At 71.2% G+C, this 19,025-nt stretch carries 20 protein-coding genes; 7 read left to right on the top strand and 13 right to left on the bottom strand.

Annotated elements, in window-relative coordinates; translation table 11 throughout:
* Nucleotides 1-212: 212 nt before the first annotated feature.
* The 5 genes from afsQ1 to IG84_RS0122460 all read left to right on the top strand — a co-directional run bounded on the left by afsQ1 (nt 213) and on the right by IG84_RS0122460 (nt 3,998).
* Nucleotides 213-890, top strand: coding sequence for a two-component system response regulator AfsQ1 (afsQ1, locus tag IG84_RS0122480; RefSeq protein WP_131124765.1), 678 nt, complete (start codon nt 213-215; stop codon nt 888-890).
* The gene (locus IG84_RS0122475) at nt 788-2,497 is read left to right on the top strand and encodes a sensor histidine kinase (RefSeq protein ID WP_078649208.1); all 1,710 of its coding nucleotides are present in this window, start codon (nt 788-790) and stop codon (nt 2,495-2,497) included. Before afsQ1 ends, IG84_RS0122475 begins: the two co-directional genes overlap by 103 nt.
* On the top strand, nt 2,494-3,123 hold the full coding sequence (locus IG84_RS0122470; RefSeq protein ID WP_031060124.1) for a hypothetical protein: 630 nt from the start codon (nt 2,494-2,496) through the stop codon (nt 3,121-3,123). The genes IG84_RS0122475 and IG84_RS0122470 overlap by 4 nt, the downstream gene beginning before the upstream one ends.
* An 89-nt stretch (nt 3,124-3,212) precedes the next feature.
* Nucleotides 3,213-3,734 carry a VanZ family protein gene (locus IG84_RS0122465; RefSeq protein ID WP_245659510.1) on the top strand — a complete coding sequence of 174 codons (522 nt, stop codon included), beginning with the start codon at nt 3,213-3,215 and terminating at the stop codon, nt 3,732-3,734.
* Between the two features lie 60 nt (nt 3,735-3,794).
* Entirely contained in the window at nt 3,795-3,998 is a 204-nt protein-coding gene (locus tag IG84_RS0122460) for a PspC domain-containing protein (RefSeq protein WP_030625222.1), read from the top strand.
* A 107-nt stretch (nt 3,999-4,105) separates the two neighbouring features.
* Here the strand turns inward: IG84_RS0122460 and IG84_RS0122455 are convergent, their stop codons facing one another.
* Together IG84_RS0122455 and IG84_RS0122450 are read right to left on the bottom strand one after the other, a co-directional pair.
* Nucleotides 4,106-4,375: a hypothetical protein gene (locus IG84_RS0122455; protein ID WP_031060117.1), complete on the bottom strand. Its 270-nt coding sequence runs from the start codon at nt 4,373-4,375 to the stop codon at nt 4,106-4,108.
* Between the two features lie 153 nt (nt 4,376-4,528).
* Nucleotides 4,529-5,665, bottom strand: coding sequence for an adenosine deaminase (locus IG84_RS0122450; RefSeq protein ID WP_031060113.1), 1,137 nt, complete (start codon nt 5,663-5,665; stop codon nt 4,529-4,531).
* A gap of 179 nt (nt 5,666-5,844) precedes the next feature.
* Here IG84_RS0122450 and IG84_RS0122445 point away from each other — a divergent pair, with 179 nt between their 5' ends.
* The gene (locus tag IG84_RS0122445) at nt 5,845-6,615 is read left to right on the top strand and encodes an alpha/beta hydrolase (protein ID WP_078649205.1); all 771 of its coding nucleotides are present in this window, start codon (nt 5,845-5,847) and stop codon (nt 6,613-6,615) included.
* 222 nt (nt 6,616-6,837) lie between these two features.
* Here the strand turns inward: IG84_RS0122445 and IG84_RS0122440 are convergent, their stop codons facing one another.
* Entirely contained in the window at nt 6,838-7,803 is a 966-nt protein-coding gene (locus IG84_RS0122440) for a LysR family transcriptional regulator (protein WP_078649200.1), read from the bottom strand.
* A 63-nt stretch (nt 7,804-7,866) separates the two neighbouring features.
* Here IG84_RS0122440 and IG84_RS0122435 point away from each other — a divergent pair, with 63 nt between their 5' ends.
* Nucleotides 7,867-9,186 (top strand): MFS transporter, encoded by a 1,320-nt coding sequence (locus tag IG84_RS0122435; RefSeq protein ID WP_031060106.1) that lies wholly within the window; start codon nt 7,867-7,869, stop codon nt 9,184-9,186.
* A gap of 83 nt (nt 9,187-9,269) precedes the next feature.
* Here IG84_RS0122435 and IG84_RS0122430 read toward each other — a convergent pair whose 3' ends face one another.
* The 10 genes from IG84_RS0122430 to IG84_RS0122385 form a co-directional block, all read right to left on the bottom strand.
* On the bottom strand, nt 9,270-9,866 hold the full coding sequence (locus IG84_RS0122430) for a Uma2 family endonuclease (RefSeq protein ID WP_031060104.1): 597 nt from the start codon (nt 9,864-9,866) through the stop codon (nt 9,270-9,272).
* A gap of 124 nt (nt 9,867-9,990) precedes the next feature.
* On the bottom strand, nt 9,991-10,338 hold the full coding sequence (locus tag IG84_RS0122425) for a DUF3140 domain-containing protein (RefSeq protein ID WP_031060103.1): 348 nt from the start codon (nt 10,336-10,338) through the stop codon (nt 9,991-9,993).
* Nucleotides 10,335-10,577, bottom strand: coding sequence for a hypervirulence associated TUDOR domain-containing protein (locus IG84_RS0122420; protein WP_031060101.1), 243 nt, complete (start codon nt 10,575-10,577; stop codon nt 10,335-10,337). Before IG84_RS0122420 ends, IG84_RS0122425 begins: the two co-directional genes overlap by 4 nt.
* Nucleotides 10,578-10,663: 86 nt before the next feature.
* Nucleotides 10,664-11,941: a thymidine phosphorylase gene (locus tag IG84_RS0122415; protein WP_031060098.1), complete on the bottom strand. Its 1,278-nt coding sequence runs from the start codon at nt 11,939-11,941 to the stop codon at nt 10,664-10,666.
* A gap of 15 nt (nt 11,942-11,956) precedes the next feature.
* Complete coding sequence (locus IG84_RS0122410) at nt 11,957-12,301, bottom strand: cytidine deaminase (RefSeq protein WP_078649222.1); 345 nt, start codon at nt 12,299-12,301, stop codon at nt 11,957-11,959.
* A gap of 79 nt (nt 12,302-12,380) precedes the next feature.
* Complete coding sequence (locus IG84_RS0122405) at nt 12,381-13,676, bottom strand: ABC transporter permease (RefSeq protein WP_031060091.1); 1,296 nt, start codon at nt 13,674-13,676, stop codon at nt 12,381-12,383.
* Nucleotides 13,673-14,779, bottom strand: a complete 1,107-nt coding sequence (locus tag IG84_RS0122400) for an ABC transporter permease (RefSeq protein ID WP_031060086.1) — start codon at nt 14,777-14,779, stop codon at nt 13,673-13,675. Before IG84_RS0122400 ends, IG84_RS0122405 begins: the two co-directional genes overlap by 4 nt.
* The gene (locus IG84_RS0122395; protein ID WP_382467365.1) at nt 14,776-16,446 is read right to left on the bottom strand and encodes an ABC transporter ATP-binding protein; all 1,671 of its coding nucleotides are present in this window, start codon (nt 16,444-16,446) and stop codon (nt 14,776-14,778) included. Before IG84_RS0122395 ends, IG84_RS0122400 begins: the two co-directional genes overlap by 4 nt.
* A 15-nt stretch (nt 16,447-16,461) precedes the next feature.
* The gene (locus IG84_RS0122390) at nt 16,462-17,496 is read right to left on the bottom strand and encodes a BMP family lipoprotein (protein ID WP_031060081.1); all 1,035 of its coding nucleotides are present in this window, start codon (nt 17,494-17,496) and stop codon (nt 16,462-16,464) included.
* A 132-nt stretch (nt 17,497-17,628) separates the two neighbouring features.
* Entirely contained in the window at nt 17,629-18,867 is a 1,239-nt protein-coding gene (locus tag IG84_RS0122385; protein ID WP_031060078.1) for an amidohydrolase, read from the bottom strand.
* Nucleotides 18,868-19,025 lie beyond the last annotated feature (158 nt).

Genomic DNA, 19,025 nt, shown 5'->3' with positions numbered 1-19,025 from the left:
CCCGGGCCGTCTTTCCCACCCGGTGACAGAAACTCTGCCGCGGCAGTTTCATCGCGGTGTCCGCCGACTGTCACAGCCCTGTCACAGGGGGCCGCGCGAGGTTCACAACGCCCGCTTCGGGCGTACGCCGGGGCAGGTGAGGCGGGTGTGCGGAAGGGCGGGAGGACGCCGCCGGTCGAAGTCCGGCCGCGCCATGCGCCAGAATGGCGCACGTGCCTTTCCTGTTGCTGATCGAGGACGACGACGCCATCCGCACGGCCCTCGAACTCTCGCTGTCCCGCCAGGGTCACCGTGTGGTGACCGCGGCGACGGGCGAGGACGGCCTGAAACTGCTGCGCGAGCAGCGCCCCGACCTGATCGTCCTGGACGTGATGCTGCCGGGGATCGACGGTTTCGAGGTGTGCCGGCGGATCCGCCGTACGGACCAACTGCCCATCATCCTGCTGACCGCACGGAACGACGACATCGATGTGGTCGTCGGACTGGAGTCCGGCGCGGACGACTATGTCGTCAAGCCGGTGCAGGGGCGGGTGCTGGACGCCCGCATCCGGGCGGTGCTGCGCCGCGGCGAACGCGAGTCGAGCGATTCGGCGACGTTCGGGTCGCTGGTCATCGACCGTTCGGCGATGACCGTCACCAAGAACGGCGAGGACCTGCAACTGACCCCGACCGAGCTGCGGTTGCTGCTGGAGCTGAGCCGCCGCCCCGGGCAGGCGCTGTCCAGACAGCAGCTCCTCCGCCTGGTGTGGGAGCACGACTACCTCGGCGACTCGCGCCTGGTGGACGCGTGCGTGCAGCGGCTGCGCGCCAAGGTGGAGGACGTGCCGTCCTCGCCGACGCTGATCCGCACGGTCCGCGGGGTCGGTTACCGCCTGGACACCCCGCAGTGAGCGAACCGGCCCCGGGCCGGCTGCGCGGCGTCGCCTCGGGCCTGCTGCGCTGGACGAGCCTGCGGCTGCGGCTGGTCGTGGTCTTCGCGCTGGTGGCGCTGACCGCCGCGGTCTCGGCGTCCGGCATCGCGTACTGGCTCAACCGCAACACCGTGCTGGACCGCACGCAGAACGCCGCGCTGAAGGACTTCCGCACCCAGCTCGCGGAGCGCACGCGGTCGCTGCCGCTCCATCCGGCCTGCGAGGAACTGCGGGACGCCGCCCGCCAGATGGCCGCGGGGCCGCAGAACTACGCGGTCCTGCTGATCTCGGAGGACAGCGCGGGCAAGCCCTGCGCCGCCACCACCGACAAGGACCTGCTCAACCTCACGACCGTGCCGAAGTCGCTGCAGAAGGCCGTGGAGCAGCGCCGGCCGGTGGACGAGTCGAACAAGGCGCCGTACCACCTGTACTGGCAGCGGCAGGAGATCGACGACGGCCCGTACTTCGTGGCCGGGGCGAAGATGATCGGCGGCGGCCCGACCGGTTACATGCTGAAGTCGCTGGCCACGGAGCGGCAGGACCTGAACTCGCTGGCGTGGTCGCTGGGGGTGGCGACGCTGCTCGCGCTGGTCGGCTCGGCGCTGCTGGCGCAGGCCGCCGCGACGACCGTGCTGCGGCCCGTGCAGCGGCTCGGTACGGCCGCGCGCGAGCTGGGCGAGGGGAAGCTGGACACTCGGCTGCGGGTGACCGGCACGGACGAGCTGGCCGATCTCTCCCGTACGTTCAACCGGACCGCGGAGCGGCTGCAGCAGCGGGTGGAGGAGCTGAGCGCCCGGGAGGCGTCCTCGCGGCGGTTCGTCGCAGACATGTCGCACGAGCTGCGGACGCCGCTGACCGCGATCACGGCCGTGACGGAGGTCCTGGAGGACGAGGCCGAGTCGCTGGACCCGATGATCGCGCCCGCGGTGCAGCTCGTGGTCAGCGAGACCCGGCGGCTGAACGACCTGGTGGAGAACTTGATGGAGGTCACCCGCTTCGACGCGGGGACGGCGCGGCTGGTCCTGGACGACGTGGACGTCGCCGACCAGGTGACCGCGTGCATCGACGCGCGGGCCTGGCTGGACGCGGTGGAGCTGGACGCCGAGCGCGGCATCATGGCGCGGCTGGACCCGCGCCGCCTGGACGTGATCCTGGCGAATCTGATCGGCAACGCGCTCAAGCACGGCGGGTCGCCGGTGCGGGTGTCGGTCCGTACCGAGGGCGAGTGGCTGCTCGTACGCGTACGGGATCATGGACCCGGTATCCCGGAAGAGGTGCTGCCGCACGTCTTCGACCGGTTCTACAAGGCCAGCGCCTCCCGGCCGCGCTCGGAGGGCTCGGGCCTGGGCCTCTCCATCGCCCTGGAGAACGCGCACATCCACGGCGGCGAGATCACGGCCGCCAACTCCGAGGAGGGCGGCGCAGTCTTCACGCTGCGGCTCCCGAGGGACGCGTCGCGGCTGACGGCGGACGGGGATGGGAACAGGGACGGCGAATCCGGGGCCGGTTCCGGAGCGTCCGCCGAGCGGCAGCAGCGGGACGGCGACGGCGGTACGGACGGCACGGCTGCGGAGGGTGAGCGATGAGGCGGGCCGCCGTACTCCTGGCGCTCGCCCTCACGGCCGCCGGCTGCGGCATCCGCGGCACGTCGGTGCCGGTGGACGCGGGCGGCGCGCCCTCGCGGGTGAGCTGCCGGGCCGAGGAGCCGGCCGGGGTGCCCGAGGTGCCGGTCGGCGACCCGGTCAGGATCTACCTGGTGTGCAGCTCGGCGCTGGTCCCGGTGGAGCGGACCGTGTCGCTGCCCAAGGGCGGTACGTCCGAGGACCGGCCGGAGGTGGCCCGTACGCTCCTGGACGAGCTGCGGCAGCGGCCCGCGCCCGGTGAGGAGGACGCGGGCTTCGACACGGCGGTACCGGACGACCTGACGGTCTCCGGGCCGCGCGCCGGCGATCCGGACGACGCGCTGCGGCTGAACATCCGCCCCGAGGACCTGCCGTCGTTCGCGCTTGCACAGCTCGTGTGCACGTACGGGACACGGCTGCCGGTGGACGGGAAGCGGGCGGCGGTGCTCGGCGGCCCGGACGCGGCGGCCCCCCGCTACTACGGCTGCTCGGACGCCGTCCTGCGCCACCCCGACATCGCCCAGCACGCCGACTGGGGCAGCCCGGTACCGACCCCGGACGGGACGGACGGGGCGGACGGCGAGGGCTGAGCCCCGGCTCCCACTGTGACGCCCCGCACGGAACCGCCGCCGCCTGTGGTGACGTCTGGGCGGGTGTGCAGCGTCATGGCCCCGGCGGGATGGCCGGTTTCCGTATGCGCGCCGCGGGCTTCGTCCTCCTTCTGGCGCACCTGTCGATCGTCTACTCGGTGATGCTGCGTCCACGCGCGGTGCCCTGGGTACCGGCCGCCAATCTCCGGCCCCTGGAGACGATCCGCGCCGCGCTGGCGCTGGGGCCCTGGGAGGCCGTGCACCAGCTCGGCGGCGCGGTGCTGCTGATGGCGCCGCTGGGCGTGCTGCTGCCGCTCGCGGGCGGCCGGCTGACCGCCTCGGCGCTGGGGTCCTTCACCCGTACGGTGTTCACGGGCGCGATGATCGCGTTCGCCGTCGCGGTGCTGCAGAGCACGGTGCCGGGGCGGGTGCCGGACGTGGACGTGGTACTGCTGAACACGCTGGGGGTGGCGCTGGCGCACCTCGTGATCGTCCCTGTGGTCAGGGCCCGGCTCCGCCGTCGGGAGTACGCGGGGGCGGTGCCGACCCCGACGATCCCCAGGGTCGGTCTCGCTCCGCAGGCCGACGCCCTGTCCGGCTCGCGGACCTAGCGTGGAGTCATCGGGTCGCACCGGAAGCGGACCCGGAAACCGAGCAAGGAGTCGAGCCCCATGGCCGCCGCACTGGTCCGCCCCCGCAACAACAGGATGATCGCCGGAGTCTGCGCGGGTCTGGCCCGGCGCTTCGGCACGACCCCCACCACGATGCGCGTGATCTTCGTGCTGTCGTGTCTGCTGCCCGGCCCGCAGTTCCTCGTCTACCTCGCGCTGTGGATCTTCCTCCCGGCGGAGAAGAAGTACAGCGAAGCCTGGTGATCCGCGCGGCGCGCCCCTCCGGGGGCTTCGCGCCGCAGTACCCGGGCAGAGCCGCGCCCCGGCCCGTACGGATGTGTACGGACCGGGGCGCGGTGCGTGGCGGCGCCTCAGCCGCCGAGGGGGAGGCCGCCGCCCACGGCCTTGGTGACGCCGCCGGCCGGCAGCCCGCCGAGGAGGTTCCCCTTGGCGTTCGTCGTGCTCTTGCCGCCGCCGTCGGAGGACGGCGCGGCCTGGCCGGTGAGGCTCTGCAGCGGCCCGCTGGCGGCACCGGTGACCGGCTCGGCCACGGAAGCGGCGGAAGCGGTGCCGGCCGCGGTGGCGGCGAAGGCCGCTCCGAGGGCCGCGGCACCGATGATCTTGACGGTTCCCTGCTTCATCAACTTTTGTCCTCGTGACGGGGTTTTGTCCGGCACTTGACGCTAAAGACATGATCGCCCAAGCCGCAAACATCCCACATGCCCGGTTCGCCGCCTCGGCCGACCATCCGAACTCCCCGCCCCAGCACCTCACTCAGCGTCAGGACGCCCAGCTCACATGGACCGTGCGACACCCTTCGGGAAGAGCCATTCCGACTTCAGCTCGGCATAACCGGGCTTGATCACGTCGTTGATCATGGCCAGACGTTCATCGAAAGGGATGAACGCGGATTTCATGGCGTTGACGGTGAACCACTGCATGTCGTCGAACGTGTACTGGAACGTCTTGACCAGGTGCTCGAATTCGCGCGACATGGTCGTGCCGCTCATCAAGCGGTTGTCCGTATTGAGCGTGAGCCGGAACTGCAGCCGGCGCAGCAGCCCGATCGGGTGCTCGGCGTACGAACTGGCCGCGCCGGTCTGCAGATTCGAGGTCGGGCACATCTCCAGCGGGATGCGCTTGTCGCGCACGTACGACGCCAGCCGGCCCAGCTTCACGCCGCCGTCCTCGTCGACCTGGATGTCGTCGATGATCCGCACGCCGTGCCCGAGGCGGTCGGCGCCGCACCACTGCAGCGCCTGCCAGATGGACGGCAGCCCGAACGCCTCGCCCGCGTGGATCGTGAAGTGGTTGTTCTCGCGCTTGAGGTACTCGAACGCGTCCAGGTGGCGGGTGGGCGGGTAGCCCGCCTCGGCGCCCGCGATGTCGAAGCCGACCACGCCCAGGTCGCGGTAGCGGTTGGCCAGTTCGGCGATCTCCAGGGCGCGGGCGGCATGCCGCATCGCGGTGAGCAGCGCGCCGACGCGGATGCGGTGGCCGTTGGCCCGCGCCCGCCGCTCGCCCTCCCGGAAGCCGTCGTTGACCGCCTCGACGACCTCTTCGAGGGTCAGCCCCTTCTCCAGGTGCTGCTCGGGTGCGTACCGGATCTCGGCGTAGACGACGCCGTCGGCGGCCAGGTCCTCGGCGCACTCGGCGGCCACCCTGGCCAGCGCGTCGCGGGTCTGCATGACGGCGCAGGTGTGCGCGAAGGTCTCCAGATAGCGCTCCAGCGAGCCCGAGTCCGCGGCCTCGCGGAACCAGATGCCGAGCTTCTCGGAATCCGTCTCGGGCAGGCCGTCGTACCCGGTCTCGCGGGCGAGTTCGACGATCGTGGCGGGCCGCAGGCCGCCGTCGAGGTGGTCGTGGAGCAGCACCTTCGGCGCGCGGCGGATCTGCTCTGCGGTCGGGAGATTGCTGGTCTGGCTCGTCATTGCCGCACTGTAGCCCCTACGCGCGTAGAACGCACTAGCGATTCGGCCGCGTTCCGGCGGGCTCCGAGCCGCCCCGGTACCGGACTCGGTACCGCTCGCGACCGGGCCGGGCACCGATACGGAACAGTGACCCGTACACGGGGTGGGCCACCGACCTCCTGTCTGCCATCGTTCTGCCCATGGATGGGCAATCGTTGTCCGGGCGCACGGCCCGGCTGGGGAAACGACTGGGAGCGGGTACGGGACCGGCGGGCGGCGCGGTGAACGCGGTCGCCCTCTTACTTCCCGAGGGCGGCGAGACGGGCACCGGGCGCCCCTCGCCGGTGGCCACGCTGACGGCCCGCGCGCTGGCCGCGGGCCTGGCGCGGGCCGGCCGCAGGGACGGGCTGACCACCCACGTCCTGCACTTCCGCTGCCGCGGCTGGAACGGGGACGCGGCCCACCCCGCGCAGGACGCGGAGTGGGCGGTGGCCGAGATCGTCCGCCGCTACGGCGACGTCCCGCTCTGCCTGGTCGGTACGGGCACGGGCGCCCGCGCAGCGCTGCTCGCCGCGGGCCACCCGGCGGTCAACTCCGTCCTGGGCATCGCGCCCTGGCTCCCGAACGGCCCGGCCGCCACCCCGCCCGACCCGGTCAAGCAGCTCGTCGGCCGCCGTGTGCTGCTCGTACACGGCACCAATGACGAACGCGTCGACCCCGACCTGTCCTACCGCTACGCCGAGCGCGCCAAGAAGATCAACCGCGACACCTGCCGCTTCGAGGTCCACTCCGACGGCCACGGCCTCCACCAGCACCGCTCCGAAGTCCGCTCCCTCGCCGCAGACTTCGTCCTCGGCTCCCTCTTCCACCGCACCTACTCCCGCCCCGTCCAGGACGCCATGGCCGCTCCCCCGCCCCTCGGCCTCCGCATGCCCCTGGCAGCGGGCTTCGGGGCGACGCTGCGGGGGTGAGCCGGGCCGGGCCGGATTGTCAGGGGGGTACCGGCTCAGGTCGGATTGTCAGTGGGGCGCGGTAGCTTCGGGAGCAGTGTGGCGGAGGTGGGGGAGGGGCCTCGTCACCGGGCTCCCGGGGCGCCGTCCCTCGTGGGGAGAGGGAGGGGCCCTGCCAGGAAACATGCGAGCCGGCCCCACCGCCTCTTCCCCGCCCTCGCCCCGCTCCCCCGCACCCCACCCTCAATGCAGCAACTGCCCCCGCCGGCTCAGCAGGAACTTTTTGAAGGCGGCCACCGGAGGAGTGTCGACGTGGCCGTCGAGCCAGGCGACGCCGATCTCGCGGACGGCGCGCGGCGCGGTGACGGTCAGTTCGACGACGCCCGGGCGCGGGACCGGCGGGGGCGGCAGCAGGGCGACGCCCAGGCCCGCGGCGACCAGGCCGCGCAGCGTCTCGGCCTCCTCGCCCTCGAAGGCGACCTTCGGGGTGAAGCCGGCCTCGGCGCACAGCGCGTCGGTGATGCGGCGCAGTCCGAAGCCCTCTTCGAGGGTCACGAACAGCTCGTCGGCTGCCTCGGCGAGGCGGATGCGCTTGCGGGTGGCGAGGGCGTGGTCATCGGGGACGACCAGGCGCAGCTTCTGCTCGTCCAGGCGGCGGGCGACCAGTTCGGGCGCGTCGGGGACCGGCGAGGTCAGGCAGAGGTCCAGGTCGCCCGCGCGCAGCCGGTCCAGCATGGCCTCGCCGAAGCCCTGGATGAGCTGGAAGCGGACCTGGGGGTGGTCGGCGCGGAAGGTCCGGATCAGGCCCGGTACGGTCTCGGAGCCGAGGGTGTGCAGGAAGCCGAAGGCGACCTTGCCGGCGGCCGGGTCGGCGTCGGCGCGTACGGACTCCGCTGCCCGTTCGATGTCGGTCAGGGCGCGCTCGACGGAGCCGAGGAAGGCGCGGCCCGCCGGGCTGAGGGAGAGCGTGCGGCCGTGCCGGGCGAAGAGCGCGACGCCCAGCTCCTCCTCCAGGCGGACGATGGCGCGGCTGAGGGTCGGCTGGGGCATGCCCAGCTCGTACGCGGCGCGGGTCACGTGTTCGTGCCGCGCCACCGCCTCGAACTGGGCGAGGCGAGGCGCCAGGGCCAGTGCCCAGGACGAATCGTGGATGTCTTTTCTGTTGCGAAGCTGCAACAGGGGCCGCTGTGAGCTGTGATCATGCCGCATGGCATCGATTATCGCGTTTCGATGCATTGGACGCATGAAACGTGGCCGCCGTACGTTCGAGTCATGCCTCCTGCTGATACCAGGGCGTCCGCCGGGACCCGCGCGGACGCCTCTGCCCTGTCGTCCACCACTGCCGATTCCGCCGCCACCGCTGCCGACCCCGAGGCCGGCAAGCTGCGGCCCGGGGGCCCCGGTTACCGCCGGATGAGCTTCGCCCTCTTCGCGGCCGGCATCTCCACCTTCGCCCTCCTGTACTCCACGCAGGCGCTGCTGCCCGCCATCTCCGACGACCTCGGGGTGCGCCCGGACCAGGCGAGCTGGACCGTGTCGGCGGCGACCTTCGGACTCGCGCTCGCGGTGCTGCCGCTGAGCGCCTGCTCCGAGCGGTTCGGCCGCCGCACGATGATGACCGTCTCGCTGTCGGTCGCCGCCGTGATCGCGATGCTGGTGCCGTTCGCGCCGTCCCTCGGGACGCTGATCGCGCTGCGCGGTCTCCAGGGCGTGGCGCTGGCGGGCGTCCCGGCCTCGGCGATGGCCTTCCTGGCGGAGGAGGTACGGGCCAAGGCGCTGGTCGCCGCGGTGGGCCTGTTCGTCGCGGGCAACAGCATCGGCGGCATGTCGGGCCGGATCGTGACCGGCTGGGTCGCGCAGGCGTGGGGCTGGCGGGCCGGGCTCGCCGCGGTCGGTGCGATGGCCGTAGTGTGCGCGGTGGCGTTCCGGGTGCTGGTGCCGAAGGCCCGGCACTTCACCCCGAAGGCGGTCGGCCCCAAGGCACTCGCCAAGACGATCGGCAAGCACCTCTCCGACCCGCTGCTGTGCCGTCTGTACGCGATCGGCGCGCTCTTCATGACGGTCTTCGGCGCGGTGTACACGGTGATCGGCTACCGCCTCGTCGGCGAGCCGTTCTCGCTCCCGCAGGGCATCGCGGGCTCGGTCTTCCTGGTGTACCTCGTCGGCACGGTCTCCTCGGCCGCGGCCGGGCGCCTGGTCGGCCGCCTGGGCCGGCGCGGCGCGCTGTACCTGGCCGTGGGCACCACGGCGACGGGCCTGCTGCTCTCCCTCGCGGACGTGCTGATCCTGGTCGTCCTCGGCCTGGTCCTGATCACCGCCGGCTTCTTCGCGGGCCACGCGGTGGCGTCCTCGGCGGTCAGCCGCACGGCCAAGACGGCCCGCGCGCAGGCGTCGGCGCTGTACCAGAGCGCGTACTACATCGGCTCCAGCGTGGGCGGCGCGCTCGGCGCTGCCGCCTTCCACGCCGGCGGCTGGCCCGCCACGGTCACCCTCGGCCTCCTGGCCATGGTCGCGGCGGCGTCGGTCACCCTGTACGCCACCCGCAAGGCAGTCGCGGAACAGCGCGTACTGCACATGCAGAAGGCCGCGTAACGGCGCGACAGCGCCGACTCAAGCCCGAAGGGGCCGCCCCGTCACCTGTCCTGGCGGGACGGCCCCTTCGCCTTTGTGCGGCGTCAGTCAATGGGGAAGATTCCCGTGTCGAGGGTGAGATCGAAGGGAGCTGGAAGGTCCACCTCGTCGCCGAACTTGCCGCTCCACAGCACACGGTAGACGTCGTTCGACGGCTCGCCGTAGAGGGTGATGGCGGGACCGGCGGGGGCGAACCGGTCGACGAGCAGATAGAGCGGGACGCCTGCTCGGGCGTAGCCTGCGGCCTTGGCGATCCGGTCGTTGCGCGCGTTGGACTGCGATGTGACTTCGACGATCAGTTTGGCGGCAGATGCTGGGACGAATGTCTTGGATTCCCCGCCAAGAAGATCGTCGTGCGGAATTACAGCGAGATCCGGAATCCAGATGCCCTTCCGTGCGGGAACTGACGCCCCAACCGTCTGATAGACGCCCCAGTCCTCGGGGAGCACGGAGTACAGACGGCGGTGGACCCTCTCGGCGATGACGTTGTGGACGTTGTCGGGCGGTGGCGACACGGTGACGATCCCCTCGATGATCTCCACCTTCCAGCCCTCGGGTACGTCCGCCTGTTCCCAGATACGGACGAGGTCGTCCCACTCGTGGTCGTTGTCCGACGCGTGGTCGACGGCGAGTGCGCTCATGGCGGTCTCCTCTATCGGTACGTCACCGATCCCAGCATGCCGAACAGGACCCGAACCGGTCCACTGATGCCGTTCACCTGGATGAGGAAACCGCAGGTCAGGCGGCACGTTTCTGCATGTGCGGCTACTTCTTCAGCGGGTCGTGGCCCCAGTTCATGAGGGAGTGGCGCCAGGTGCTGTCCTTGACGTCGCCCTTGGGGCGCTGGGCCAGGTGGCGGTGGACGTAGCCGGTGACCTTGCGCATGTGGGCGTAGTCGGTGCCGGAGAGGTCGTCGCGCCTCGCCTTGAGAATGCCGACGATCTTCCGGCCGGATTCGTGGCCGACGGACTCGCCACCGTCCTTGTGCTGGCCCGCGTCCTTGGACTCGTCCGTCCTCAGCCACTTCTCCAGCTCGGACGGGGTCATGTTCACCGCGTCCTTGAAGTCGCGCCAGGTGTCGTCCTGGTCGTCGCCCTTGGCCACCGCGCTCACTTGCCCTTCTTCTTCAGAGCGTCTGGCTTGTGGACCGCGCTGCCGCCGGACTTCTCGCTGCGGACCTTGTACTGAGGGTCGTCCGGGGAGGCGTCGACCGTGCGGCCGGCTTCCTCGGTCCGCTTGGTGATCTTCTTCTCGACCTCGCCGACGGCCTCGCTGCCGTGGCTCTTCCAGGTGACCTTGTCGCCCTTGTTGAGGTCGTCCTTGCTCTGCCGCTGATTCTTTTTCTGAGCCATGCGGTCAGGGAAACACCTGCGTGCGGGCGGCGCGCGGCGAGCGCGCCCGCTCGGAGCACGCCCGCCGTCCGGCCCCAGCAGGGGTGTTACGCGATCCGGTCCAGGATGATCGGGGCCGGGGTGAAGGGCGTACCGGGCGGGGCGATCAGCACGCCACCGTCGAGGGCCTCGATGGCCGACGCGAACTTCTCCGGGGTGTCGGTGTGCAGGGTCAGCAAGGGCTGGCCGGCCTGGATCTCGTCGCCGGGCTTGGCGTGGAGTTCGATGCCGGCGCCGGGCTGTACCGGGTCCTCCTTGCGGGCGCGGCCGGCGCCCAGGCGCCAGGCGGCGAGGCCGACGGCGTAGGCGTCGAGGGTGGTGAGGACGCCGGAGGCCGCGGCGTTCACCACGTGCTGTTCGCGGGCGACCGGGAGGGGCGCGTCGGGGTCGCCGCCCTGGGCCTGGATCATGCGGCGCCAGTGGTCCATCGCGGAGCCGTCGGCGAGTACCTTGGCCGGGTCGGCGTCGCCCAGCCCCGCCGCGTCCAGCATCTCGCGGGCGAGTGCGAGGGTGAGTTCGACGACGTCGGCGGGGCCGCCGCCGGCCAGTACCTCTACGGATTCGCGGACTTCGAGGGCGTTGCCCGCGGTCAGGCCGAGGGGGGTGGCCATATTGGTGAGCAGGGCGGTGGTGCGTACGCCGTGGTCCGTGCCCAGTTCGACCATGGTGGCGGCCAGTTCGCGGGCGTCGTCGAGGTTCTTCATGAAGGCGCCGGAGCCGACCTTCACGTCCAGGACCAGTGAGCCGGTGCCCTCGGCGATCTTCTTGGACATGATGGAGGAGGCGATCAGGGGGATCGACTCGACCGTGCCCGTCACGTCGCGGAGCGCGTAGAGCTTCTTGTCGGCGGGGGCGAGGCCGGCACCCGCCGCGCAGACGACCGATCCGACGGAGCCCAGGACGTCCAGCATTTCGGCGTTGGAGAGCTGCGCGCGCCAGCCGGGGATGGCTTCGAGCTTGTCCAGCGTGCCGCCGGTGTGGCCGAGGCCGCGGCCGGAGAGCTGCGGTACGGCGGCGCCGCAGGCGGCGACCAGGGGGGCCAGCGGGAGGGTGATCTTGTCGCCGACGCCGCCGGTGGAGTGCTTGTCGGCGGTGGGGCGGGTGAGGGAGGAGAAGTCCATCCGCTCCCCCGAGTTGATCATCGCGGCGGTCCAGCGGGCGATCTCCTTGCGGTTCATGCCGTTGAGGAGGATCGCCATGGCGAGGGACGACATCTGCTCGTCGGCGACCTCGCCGCGGGTGTACGCGTCGATGACCCAGTCGATCTGGTCGTCGGTCAGCTCGGCGCGGTCGCGCTTGGCGCGGATGACGGAGATGGCGTCCATCGGCACTCCTTGTGGTCAGCGGGACAGGTGTTCCGGGCCGAAGGCGTCCGGGAGGAGTTCGGACAGCGGGCGGATGCCGGACTCCGTGTCGATCATGAGGTCCGGGCCGCCGTGCTCGTACAGGAGCTGGCGGCAGCGGCCGCAGGGGATCAGGACCTTGCCGTACCGGTCGACGCACGCGAACGCGGTGAGCCGGCCGCCGCCGGTCGCGAACAGCTCGGAGATCAGGCCGCATTCGGCGCACAGGCCGAGGCCGTAGGAGGCGTTCTCCACGTTGCAGCCGGTGACGGTGCGGCCGTCGGCCACGAGGGCCGCCGCACCGACGGGATAGCCGGAGTAGGGCGCGTAGGCCCGGGACATCGCGTCCCGGGCCCGTTCGCGCAGCTTCTCCCAGTCGGGAGCTTCGGTCACGTGCGCGAGCCCCCTCGCTGTACGTCGGTCACTTGCCCTGGCCCCTTCGGTACGCCTTGCCGATGGCTTTCGGTGCCCGCAGCCGCTGGGCGGCCAGCGACAGGACCAGCAGCGTAGCGATGTAGGGCGCCACGGAGACGATTTCCAGCGGGACCGTGTCGGTCGTGGCGTACCAGAGGGCGAGCAGGGCCGCGACGGCGATGCTGGCGATGCCCTGGAGGCGGTGGCCGCCGCGCAGCTTCCAGACCGCGAGGCCGACGAGCAGCACCGCGAGCAGGAGGAGCAGCGCGTGCACGGTGGTGCCGCCGCCGCGGAGCTGGAAGGCGTCCATGAAGCCGAAGAGGCCCGCGCCCATGGCGACGCCGCCGGGCCGCCAGTTGCCGAAGATCATGGTGGCGAGGCCGATGTAGCCGCGGCCGCCGGTCTGGCCATCCTGGTAGATGTGCACGTAGATGGCGAGGAACGCGCCGCCGAGGCCGGCCAGCGCACCGGAGACGATCACCGCCGCGTACTTGTACGTGTAGACGTTGACACCGAGGGACTCGGCCGCGACCGGGCTCTCGCCGCAGGACCGCAGCCGCAGCCCGAAGGACGAGCGCCACAGGACGAAGAAGCTGAGCACGAAGACGACCGCGGCCAGTACGGCGAGCCAGGAGACGTTCGTGACCAGCGAGCCGAGGATGCCGGCCAGGTCGGAGACCAGGAACCAGTGGTGCTTCTCGATGGACAGCAGCCAGTCGGAGAGGCCGGGGACCGTGAAGGTCGGCATGTCGTCCATCGGCGGGGACTGCTTGTCGTTGCCGCCCGCCTGCGCGGCCGCGCTGCCCTCGGCGCCGAACCACAGCTTGGCGAGGAACTGGGTGAGGCCGAGCGCCATGATGTTGACGGCGACGCCGGAGATGATGTGGTCGACGCCGAAGGTGACGGTGGCGATGGCGTGGATGAGGCCGCCGAGCGCGCCTCCGAGGATGCCGGCCAGCGCCGCCGCCCAGGGCCCGTACTCCCAGCCGACGAAGCCGGCGGAGAACGCGCCGAGCATCATCATGCCTTCGAGGCCGATGTTGATGACGCCGGAGCGCTCGGCCCACAGGCCGCCGAGGCCCGCGAGGCCGATCGGCACGGCGGCGTTGAGGGCCGCGGTGTACTGGCCGGAGCCGGTGAGGTCGGTGGCGCCGGTGACGACCCGGAGGAGGGAGAGCAGGACGAGCGCGCCCGCGATGATCAGCAGGACCTTGGGGTAGGTCAGCTTCGTGCGTGCGGCGGCGAGCCTGCCGCCCTTGCCGCCGGGGTCCTTCGCGACCGGGGCCGTGAGGTTCTGGCTCACGCGGACACCTCCGCCTTGTCGGTCTTGCGGGCCTGCGCGGCGAGCTCCTCGCCGACCTTGCGCTGCTGGATCCGCAGGCCGTAGCGGCGTACGACTTCGTAGGCGATGACCACGCACAGCACGATGACGCCCTGCATCACGCCGACGATCTCCTGCTCGTAGTCCTCGAACTCCAGCTGGGTGCCAGTGCGTTCCAGGAAGCCCCACAGCAGCGCGCCGGCGGCCATGCCGAGGGGGTGGTTGCGGCCGAGCAGCGCGATGGCGATGCCGGTGAAGCCGATGCCGACGGGGAAGTCGGTGCCGTAGTTGTACGAGACGCCGAGCAGCGTCGGCATGCCGATCAGGCCCGCCGCGGCGCCGGAGAGCAGCATGGACGTGATGACCATGCGCTTGACGCTGACGCCGCCCGCCTGCGCGGCGGACTCCGAGCGGCCGACCGTACGGAGGTCGAAGCCGAAGCGGGTGCGGCCGAGGACGAACCAGTACGCGACGCCGACGACGGCCGCGACGACGAGGAAGCCGTCGAGCGGGTCCGGCTGGGTCGGGATCGTGAAGAAGTGGCTGGAGGCCGGCAGGTCCGGGGTGTGGAAGAGGTTGCCGTCCTTGACCGCGAGCCGGCCTTCCTGGAGGAAGTAGCCGATCACGGCGGCCGCGATGGAGTTCAGCATGATGGTCGTGATGACCTCGCTGACCCCGCGGGTGGTCTTCAGTACGCCCGCGATGCCCGCCCAGACCGAGCCGACCAGCATCGCCACGATGATGATCAGCGGGATCTGCAGGAAGCCGGGCAGGGTGAGCGCGCCGCCGACGACCGCGGCGAAGAAGGCCGCGATGCGGTACTGGCCGTCCACGCCGATGTTGAAGAGGTTCATCCGGAAGCCGATGGCCACGGCCAGCGCGGAGAGGTAGTACGGCACCGCCTTGTTGATGATCCAGACCTGGCTGTCGCTCTTGGAGCCGAAGTCCACCATCACGGCGTAGGCGTGCAGCGGGTCCTTGCCGGTGGCCAGGATGATCACCGAGGTGATGAGGAGGGCGGCGACGATGGCGAGGACCGGGGCCGCGATGCCCAGGGTCAGCTTCGTACGGTCGATCTTCTTCACTCCGCCGCACCTCCCCCGGTCTCCGCGCCGTCCTCGGCGTGTTCCAGATGGCCGCTGGCGGCGCCGGTCATGGCCGAGCCCAACTCCTCGGGGGTGATCGTGGCGGGGTCCGCGTCCGCGACCAGCCGGCCGCGGAACATCACCCGCAGGGTGTCGGAGAGGCCGATCAGCTCGTCCAGGTCCGCGGAGATCAGCAGGACGGCCAGGCCCTCGCGGCGGGCCTCGCGGATCTGGTCCCAGATCTGCGCCTGCGCGCCGACGTCCACGCCGCGCGTCGGGTGCGCCGCGATCAGCAGCTTGGGGTGGTGGCTCATCTCGCGGCCGACGATCAGCTTCTGCTGGTTGCCGCCGGAGAGCGAGGCCGCGGTGACCTCGATGCCGGGGGTGCGGACGTCGTACTCGGTGACGATCCGCTCGGTGTCGGCGCGGGCCGCCTTCAGGTCCAGCAGCCGGCCCCTGGAGTTGGGCTTCTCGGTGACATGGCCGAGGATGCGGTTCTCCCAGAGCGGGGCCTCCAGCAGCAGGCCGTGCCGGTGCCGGTCCTCGGGGACGTAGCCGATGCCGTCCTCGCGCCGCTTGCGGGTGGGCGCGTGGCTGATGTCCGCGCCGTCCAGGGTGATGGTGCCGCCGTCCGGGTCGCGCATGCCCATGATGGCCTCGACCAGCTCGGCCTGGCCGTTGCCCTCGACGCCGGCGATGCCCAGGACCTCGCCCTTGTGGATGGTGAAGCCGATGCCGTCCAGGACGGCGCGCGCGACGCCGTCGGGGTCGGTGGCGCTCAGGTGCAGCCCGTCGACCGTCAGCATCGGGGTGTCGGTGACGGTGGACTCGCGGGTCTCCGGGGAGGGCAGTTCGCTGCCGACCATCAGCTCGGCGAGCTGCTTGGGAGTGGTCTCCCCCGGCACCACGGAGGCGACGGTGGTGCCGCGCCGGATGACGGTGATGTCGTCGGCGACGGAGAGCACTTCGCCCAGCTTGTGCGAGATGAAGAGGACGGTGAGGCCCTCGGCCTTGAGCTCGCGCAGGTTGTCGAAGAGCGCGTCGACCTCCTGCGGGACCAGCACGGCCGTCGGCTCGTCGAGGATGAGCGTACGGGCGCCGCGGTAGAGGACCTTGAGGATCTCCACGCGCTGCCGGTCGGCGACGCCGAGGTCCTCGACCAGGACGTCGGGGCGTACGTTCAGGCCGTACCGGTCGGAGACCTCGAGGACGGCCTTGCGGGCCGCCGCGCCGATGCCGTGCAGCTTCTCGGCGCCCAGGACGATGTTCTCCAGGACGGTGAGGTTGTCGGCGAGCATGAAGTGCTGGTGCACCATGCCGATGCCGCGGGCGATGGCGTCGGCGGGGCTCGCGAAGCTCACCTGCTCGCCGTCGATCGCGATGGTGCCCTCGTCCGGCTTCTGCATGCCGTAGAGGATCTTCATCAGGGTGGACTTGCCCGCGCCGTTCTCCCCGACCAGGGCGTGCACGGTGCCGCGCCGGACGGTGATGCCGATGTCGTGGTTGGCGACGACGCCGGGGAACCGCTTGGTGATGCCGCGGAGTTCGACGGCAGGGGCCGCGGCGGGGGCGCGCTCTGCCGGGGGGCTGCTGGACGCTGTGATGGCGCACTCTCCTCGGAGAGAAGGAGCGAGGGCGGGGCGGTGCAGGGCCCCGCCCTCGGACACATGCTCGTGGAGCTCTTACTTGGCGGGGTTCTCGGCGACCTTGACCTTGCCGTCGACGATCCGCTTCTTCGCCGCGTCCAGCTCGCCCTTGAGGTCGTCGATGTAGCCGCCGGAGGTGGCCAGGCTGACGCCGTCCTGCTTCAGCGTGAGGTGGACGGTGCCGTGCAGCGGCTTGCCGTCCTCGACGCTCTTGATCACGTCGTAGACCGCCACGTCGACGTTCTTCACGACGGAGGTCAGGATGTGGTCCTTGTACTTGGCCAGGCCCGGCTGCGCGTACTGGTCGGAGTCCACGCCGATCGCCCAGGCGCCCTTCTTGGCGGCGACCATCTCGATCGAGCCGGCGCCGGACTGGCCGGCGGCGGTGTAGATGACGTCCTTGCCGTCGTCGAGCATGCCCTTGGCCTTGCCCTTGGCGGCCGCCGGGTCGTTGAAGCCCTTGTCGTCGTTGGCGTAGAGGTACTGCGAGGTCACCTTGACCTTGGGGTCGGTGTCCTTGACGCCCTGCTCGAAGCCGGCCTGGAACTTCTGGATCAGCGCGTTGTTCACGCCGCCGATGAAGCCGACCTTCTTGGTCTTGGTCTTCAGGGCCGCGGCGACGCCGGCGAGGTAGGAGCCCTCGTTCTCGGAGAAGTTGATGCCGTAGACGTTCTTCGCGGTGGACGCGGAGTCCACCACCGCGAAGGTGGTCTTGGGGAACTTCTTGGCGACCTTGTTGACGGAGTTGCCGTAGTTGAAGCCGACGCCGATGACGGGGTTGAACCCGGCCTCGGCGAGGGAGGTGAGCCGCTGCTCGCGGTCGGCCTCCGTCTCGCCGTTCTTGGCGGTCATCAGCTTGGACTTCACGCCCAGTTCCTTGACGGCCTTGTCGGTGCCGCGGGCGGCCGCCTCATTGAACGAGTGGTCGTCCCGGCCGCCGACGTCGAAGGCGAGGCCGACGCCCTTGTCCTTGCCGGCGGCCTCCGTGGAGGATTCACCGCATGCGGTCAGCGAACAGGCGAGGGCCGCGGAGGCTATACCCGCGGCAGCGATCTTGGTTACCCGGCGCACGAGGGGTCCCCTTCGGCTCGTAGCGCCTCCTACGGCGCTGATTCCGCCGCATCGTAACGCGCGTAGATGCCAGATAAAGGGGTGTCTGGAAGCCGTTATCGGATCGTCGCGAAGCGCGGCCGACGGCTGTGTCTACAGCGCGTTGCGGTCGAGCAGCGCGGCGGCGGTGAACAGCTCCACGCCCACCCGGATCGCCTCTTCGTCCACGTCGAAATCGCCCTGGTGCAGGTCGCGTCCGGTCGGGTCGCCGACCGGCTTCACGCCCAGCCGCGCCATCGCGCCCGGCACCTTCTCCAGGTACCAGGAGAAGTCCTCGCCGCCCAGGGACTGCTCGGTGTCCTCCACCGACTCGGGGCCGCGGCGGGCCGCCATGGCGTTCTGCAGCAGCGAGGTGGTCATCGGCTCGTTGACCACCGGCGGGACTCCGCGCACGTACGTGATCTGGGACTTGGCGCGGTGCAGCGTGGCGATCTCGTCGATCGCGGCGTAGACCAGGTCCGGTGCCTGCCGCCAGGCTTCCAGGTCCAGGCAGCGGACCGTGCCGGACAGCTCGGCGCGCTGCGGGATGACGTTGCACGCGTGCCCGGTCTCCAGGCGGCCCCAGGTCACGGCGAGCCCGGCGCGGGCGTCGACCCGGCGGGCGATCAGCGAGGGCACGTCGACGGCGACCCGCGCCGCGGCGGTGACCAGGTCGGTGGTCAGGTGCGGGCGGGCCGTGTGGCCGCCGGGGCCCTCCAGCGCGACCTCCAGCCGGTCGCAGGCGGAGGTGATCGCGCCGGTCCGCAGCCCGATCCGGCCCACCTCGACCTTCGGGTCGCAGTGCACCGCGAGGATGCGGCCGACGCCCTCCAGGACGCCGCAGTCGATCGCGTCGGTGGCGCCGCCGGGCAGCACCTCCTCGGCGGGCTGGAACAGCAGCCGTACGGGCCCTGGCAGCAGGCCCTGGGCCGCGAGGTCGGCCAGTACCAGCCCGGCGCCGAGCACGACGGTGGTGTGCACGTCGTGGCCGCAGGCGTGGGCGCGGTCGGGCACCGTGGAGCGGTAGTCGACGGTCTTGGTGTCCGGGATGGGCAGCGCGTCGATGTCGGCCCGCAGCGCGAGCATGGGGCGCCCGGCGGCCGGTGTCGTACCGGGGTCCCTGCCGATGTCGCAGATCAGCCCCGTACCGGTGTCCAGCACCCGTGGGGCGAGGCCGGCCTTCTCCAGCCGCGCCCGCAGCGCCGCTGTGGTCCGGAACTCCTGGTTCCCCAGCTCCGGATGCATGTGCAAGTCCCGCCGGAAGGCGATGAGTTCGGCGCGCAAGTCCTCGGTGAGCGCTCCGGGCAGGGAACCGTGTACGGGGCTGGCATCGGCTTCGGGTCCGCGGGACATCAGTTGGTTCACCCGCTGAAGGTTACGGGGCCGAGCGGGGCAACTGTCCGTCGATCAACAAAAGTTCAGCCCGTTAGGGGAAGACAATCTAGGCCGCCCGGCGCATGGACAGGTCATCGAGGGGGTATGACCAAGGGTTTCACGTATCGGCGAATCCC

The sequence above is a fragment of the Streptomyces ochraceiscleroticus genome (assembly GCF_000720485.1).
Classification (GTDB): domain Bacteria; phylum Actinomycetota; class Actinomycetes; order Streptomycetales; family Streptomycetaceae; genus Streptomyces; species Streptomyces ochraceiscleroticus.
Note: the sequence above shows the minus strand (reverse complement) of the source record. Positions and strands in the feature narration are given on the sequence as shown.

Excerpts from the sequence above, each read along its gene's own strand:
- IG84_RS0122470 (WP_031060124.1), top strand. The coding sequence starts at position 2,494 with ATGAGGCGGGCCGCCGTACTCCTGGCGCTCGCCCTCACGGCCGCCGGC.
- IG84_RS0122465 (WP_245659510.1), top strand. The coding sequence starts at position 3,213 with ATGGCCGGTTTCCGTATGCGCGCCGCGGGCTTCGTCCTCCTTCTGGCG.
- IG84_RS0122460 (WP_030625222.1), top strand. The coding sequence starts at position 3,795 with ATGGCCGCCGCACTGGTCCGCCCCCGCAACAACAGGATGATCGCCGGA.
- IG84_RS0122455 (WP_031060117.1), bottom strand. The coding sequence starts at position 4,375 with ATGAAGCAGGGAACCGTCAAGATCATCGGTGCCGCGGCCCTCGGAGCG.
- IG84_RS0122450 (WP_031060113.1), bottom strand. The coding sequence starts at position 5,665 with ATGACGAGCCAGACCAGCAATCTCCCGACCGCAGAGCAGATCCGCCGC.
- IG84_RS0122445 (WP_078649205.1), top strand. The coding sequence starts at position 5,845 with ATGGATGGGCAATCGTTGTCCGGGCGCACGGCCCGGCTGGGGAAACGA.
- IG84_RS0122440 (WP_078649200.1), bottom strand. The coding sequence starts at position 7,803 with ATGCGGCATGATCACAGCTCACAGCGGCCCCTGTTGCAGCTTCGCAAC.
- IG84_RS0122435 (WP_031060106.1), top strand. The coding sequence starts at position 7,867 with ATGCCTCCTGCTGATACCAGGGCGTCCGCCGGGACCCGCGCGGACGCC.
- IG84_RS0122430 (WP_031060104.1), bottom strand. The coding sequence starts at position 9,866 with ATGAGCGCACTCGCCGTCGACCACGCGTCGGACAACGACCACGAGTGG.
- IG84_RS0122420 (WP_031060101.1), bottom strand. The coding sequence starts at position 10,577 with ATGGCTCAGAAAAAGAATCAGCGGCAGAGCAAGGACGACCTCAACAAG.
- IG84_RS0122415 (WP_031060098.1), bottom strand. The coding sequence starts at position 11,941 with ATGGACGCCATCTCCGTCATCCGCGCCAAGCGCGACCGCGCCGAGCTG.
- IG84_RS0122410 (WP_078649222.1), bottom strand. The coding sequence starts at position 12,301 with ATGTCCCGGGCCTACGCGCCCTACTCCGGCTATCCCGTCGGTGCGGCG.
- IG84_RS0122385 (WP_031060078.1), bottom strand. The coding sequence starts at position 18,867 with ATGTCCCGCGGACCCGAAGCCGATGCCAGCCCCGTACACGGTTCCCTG.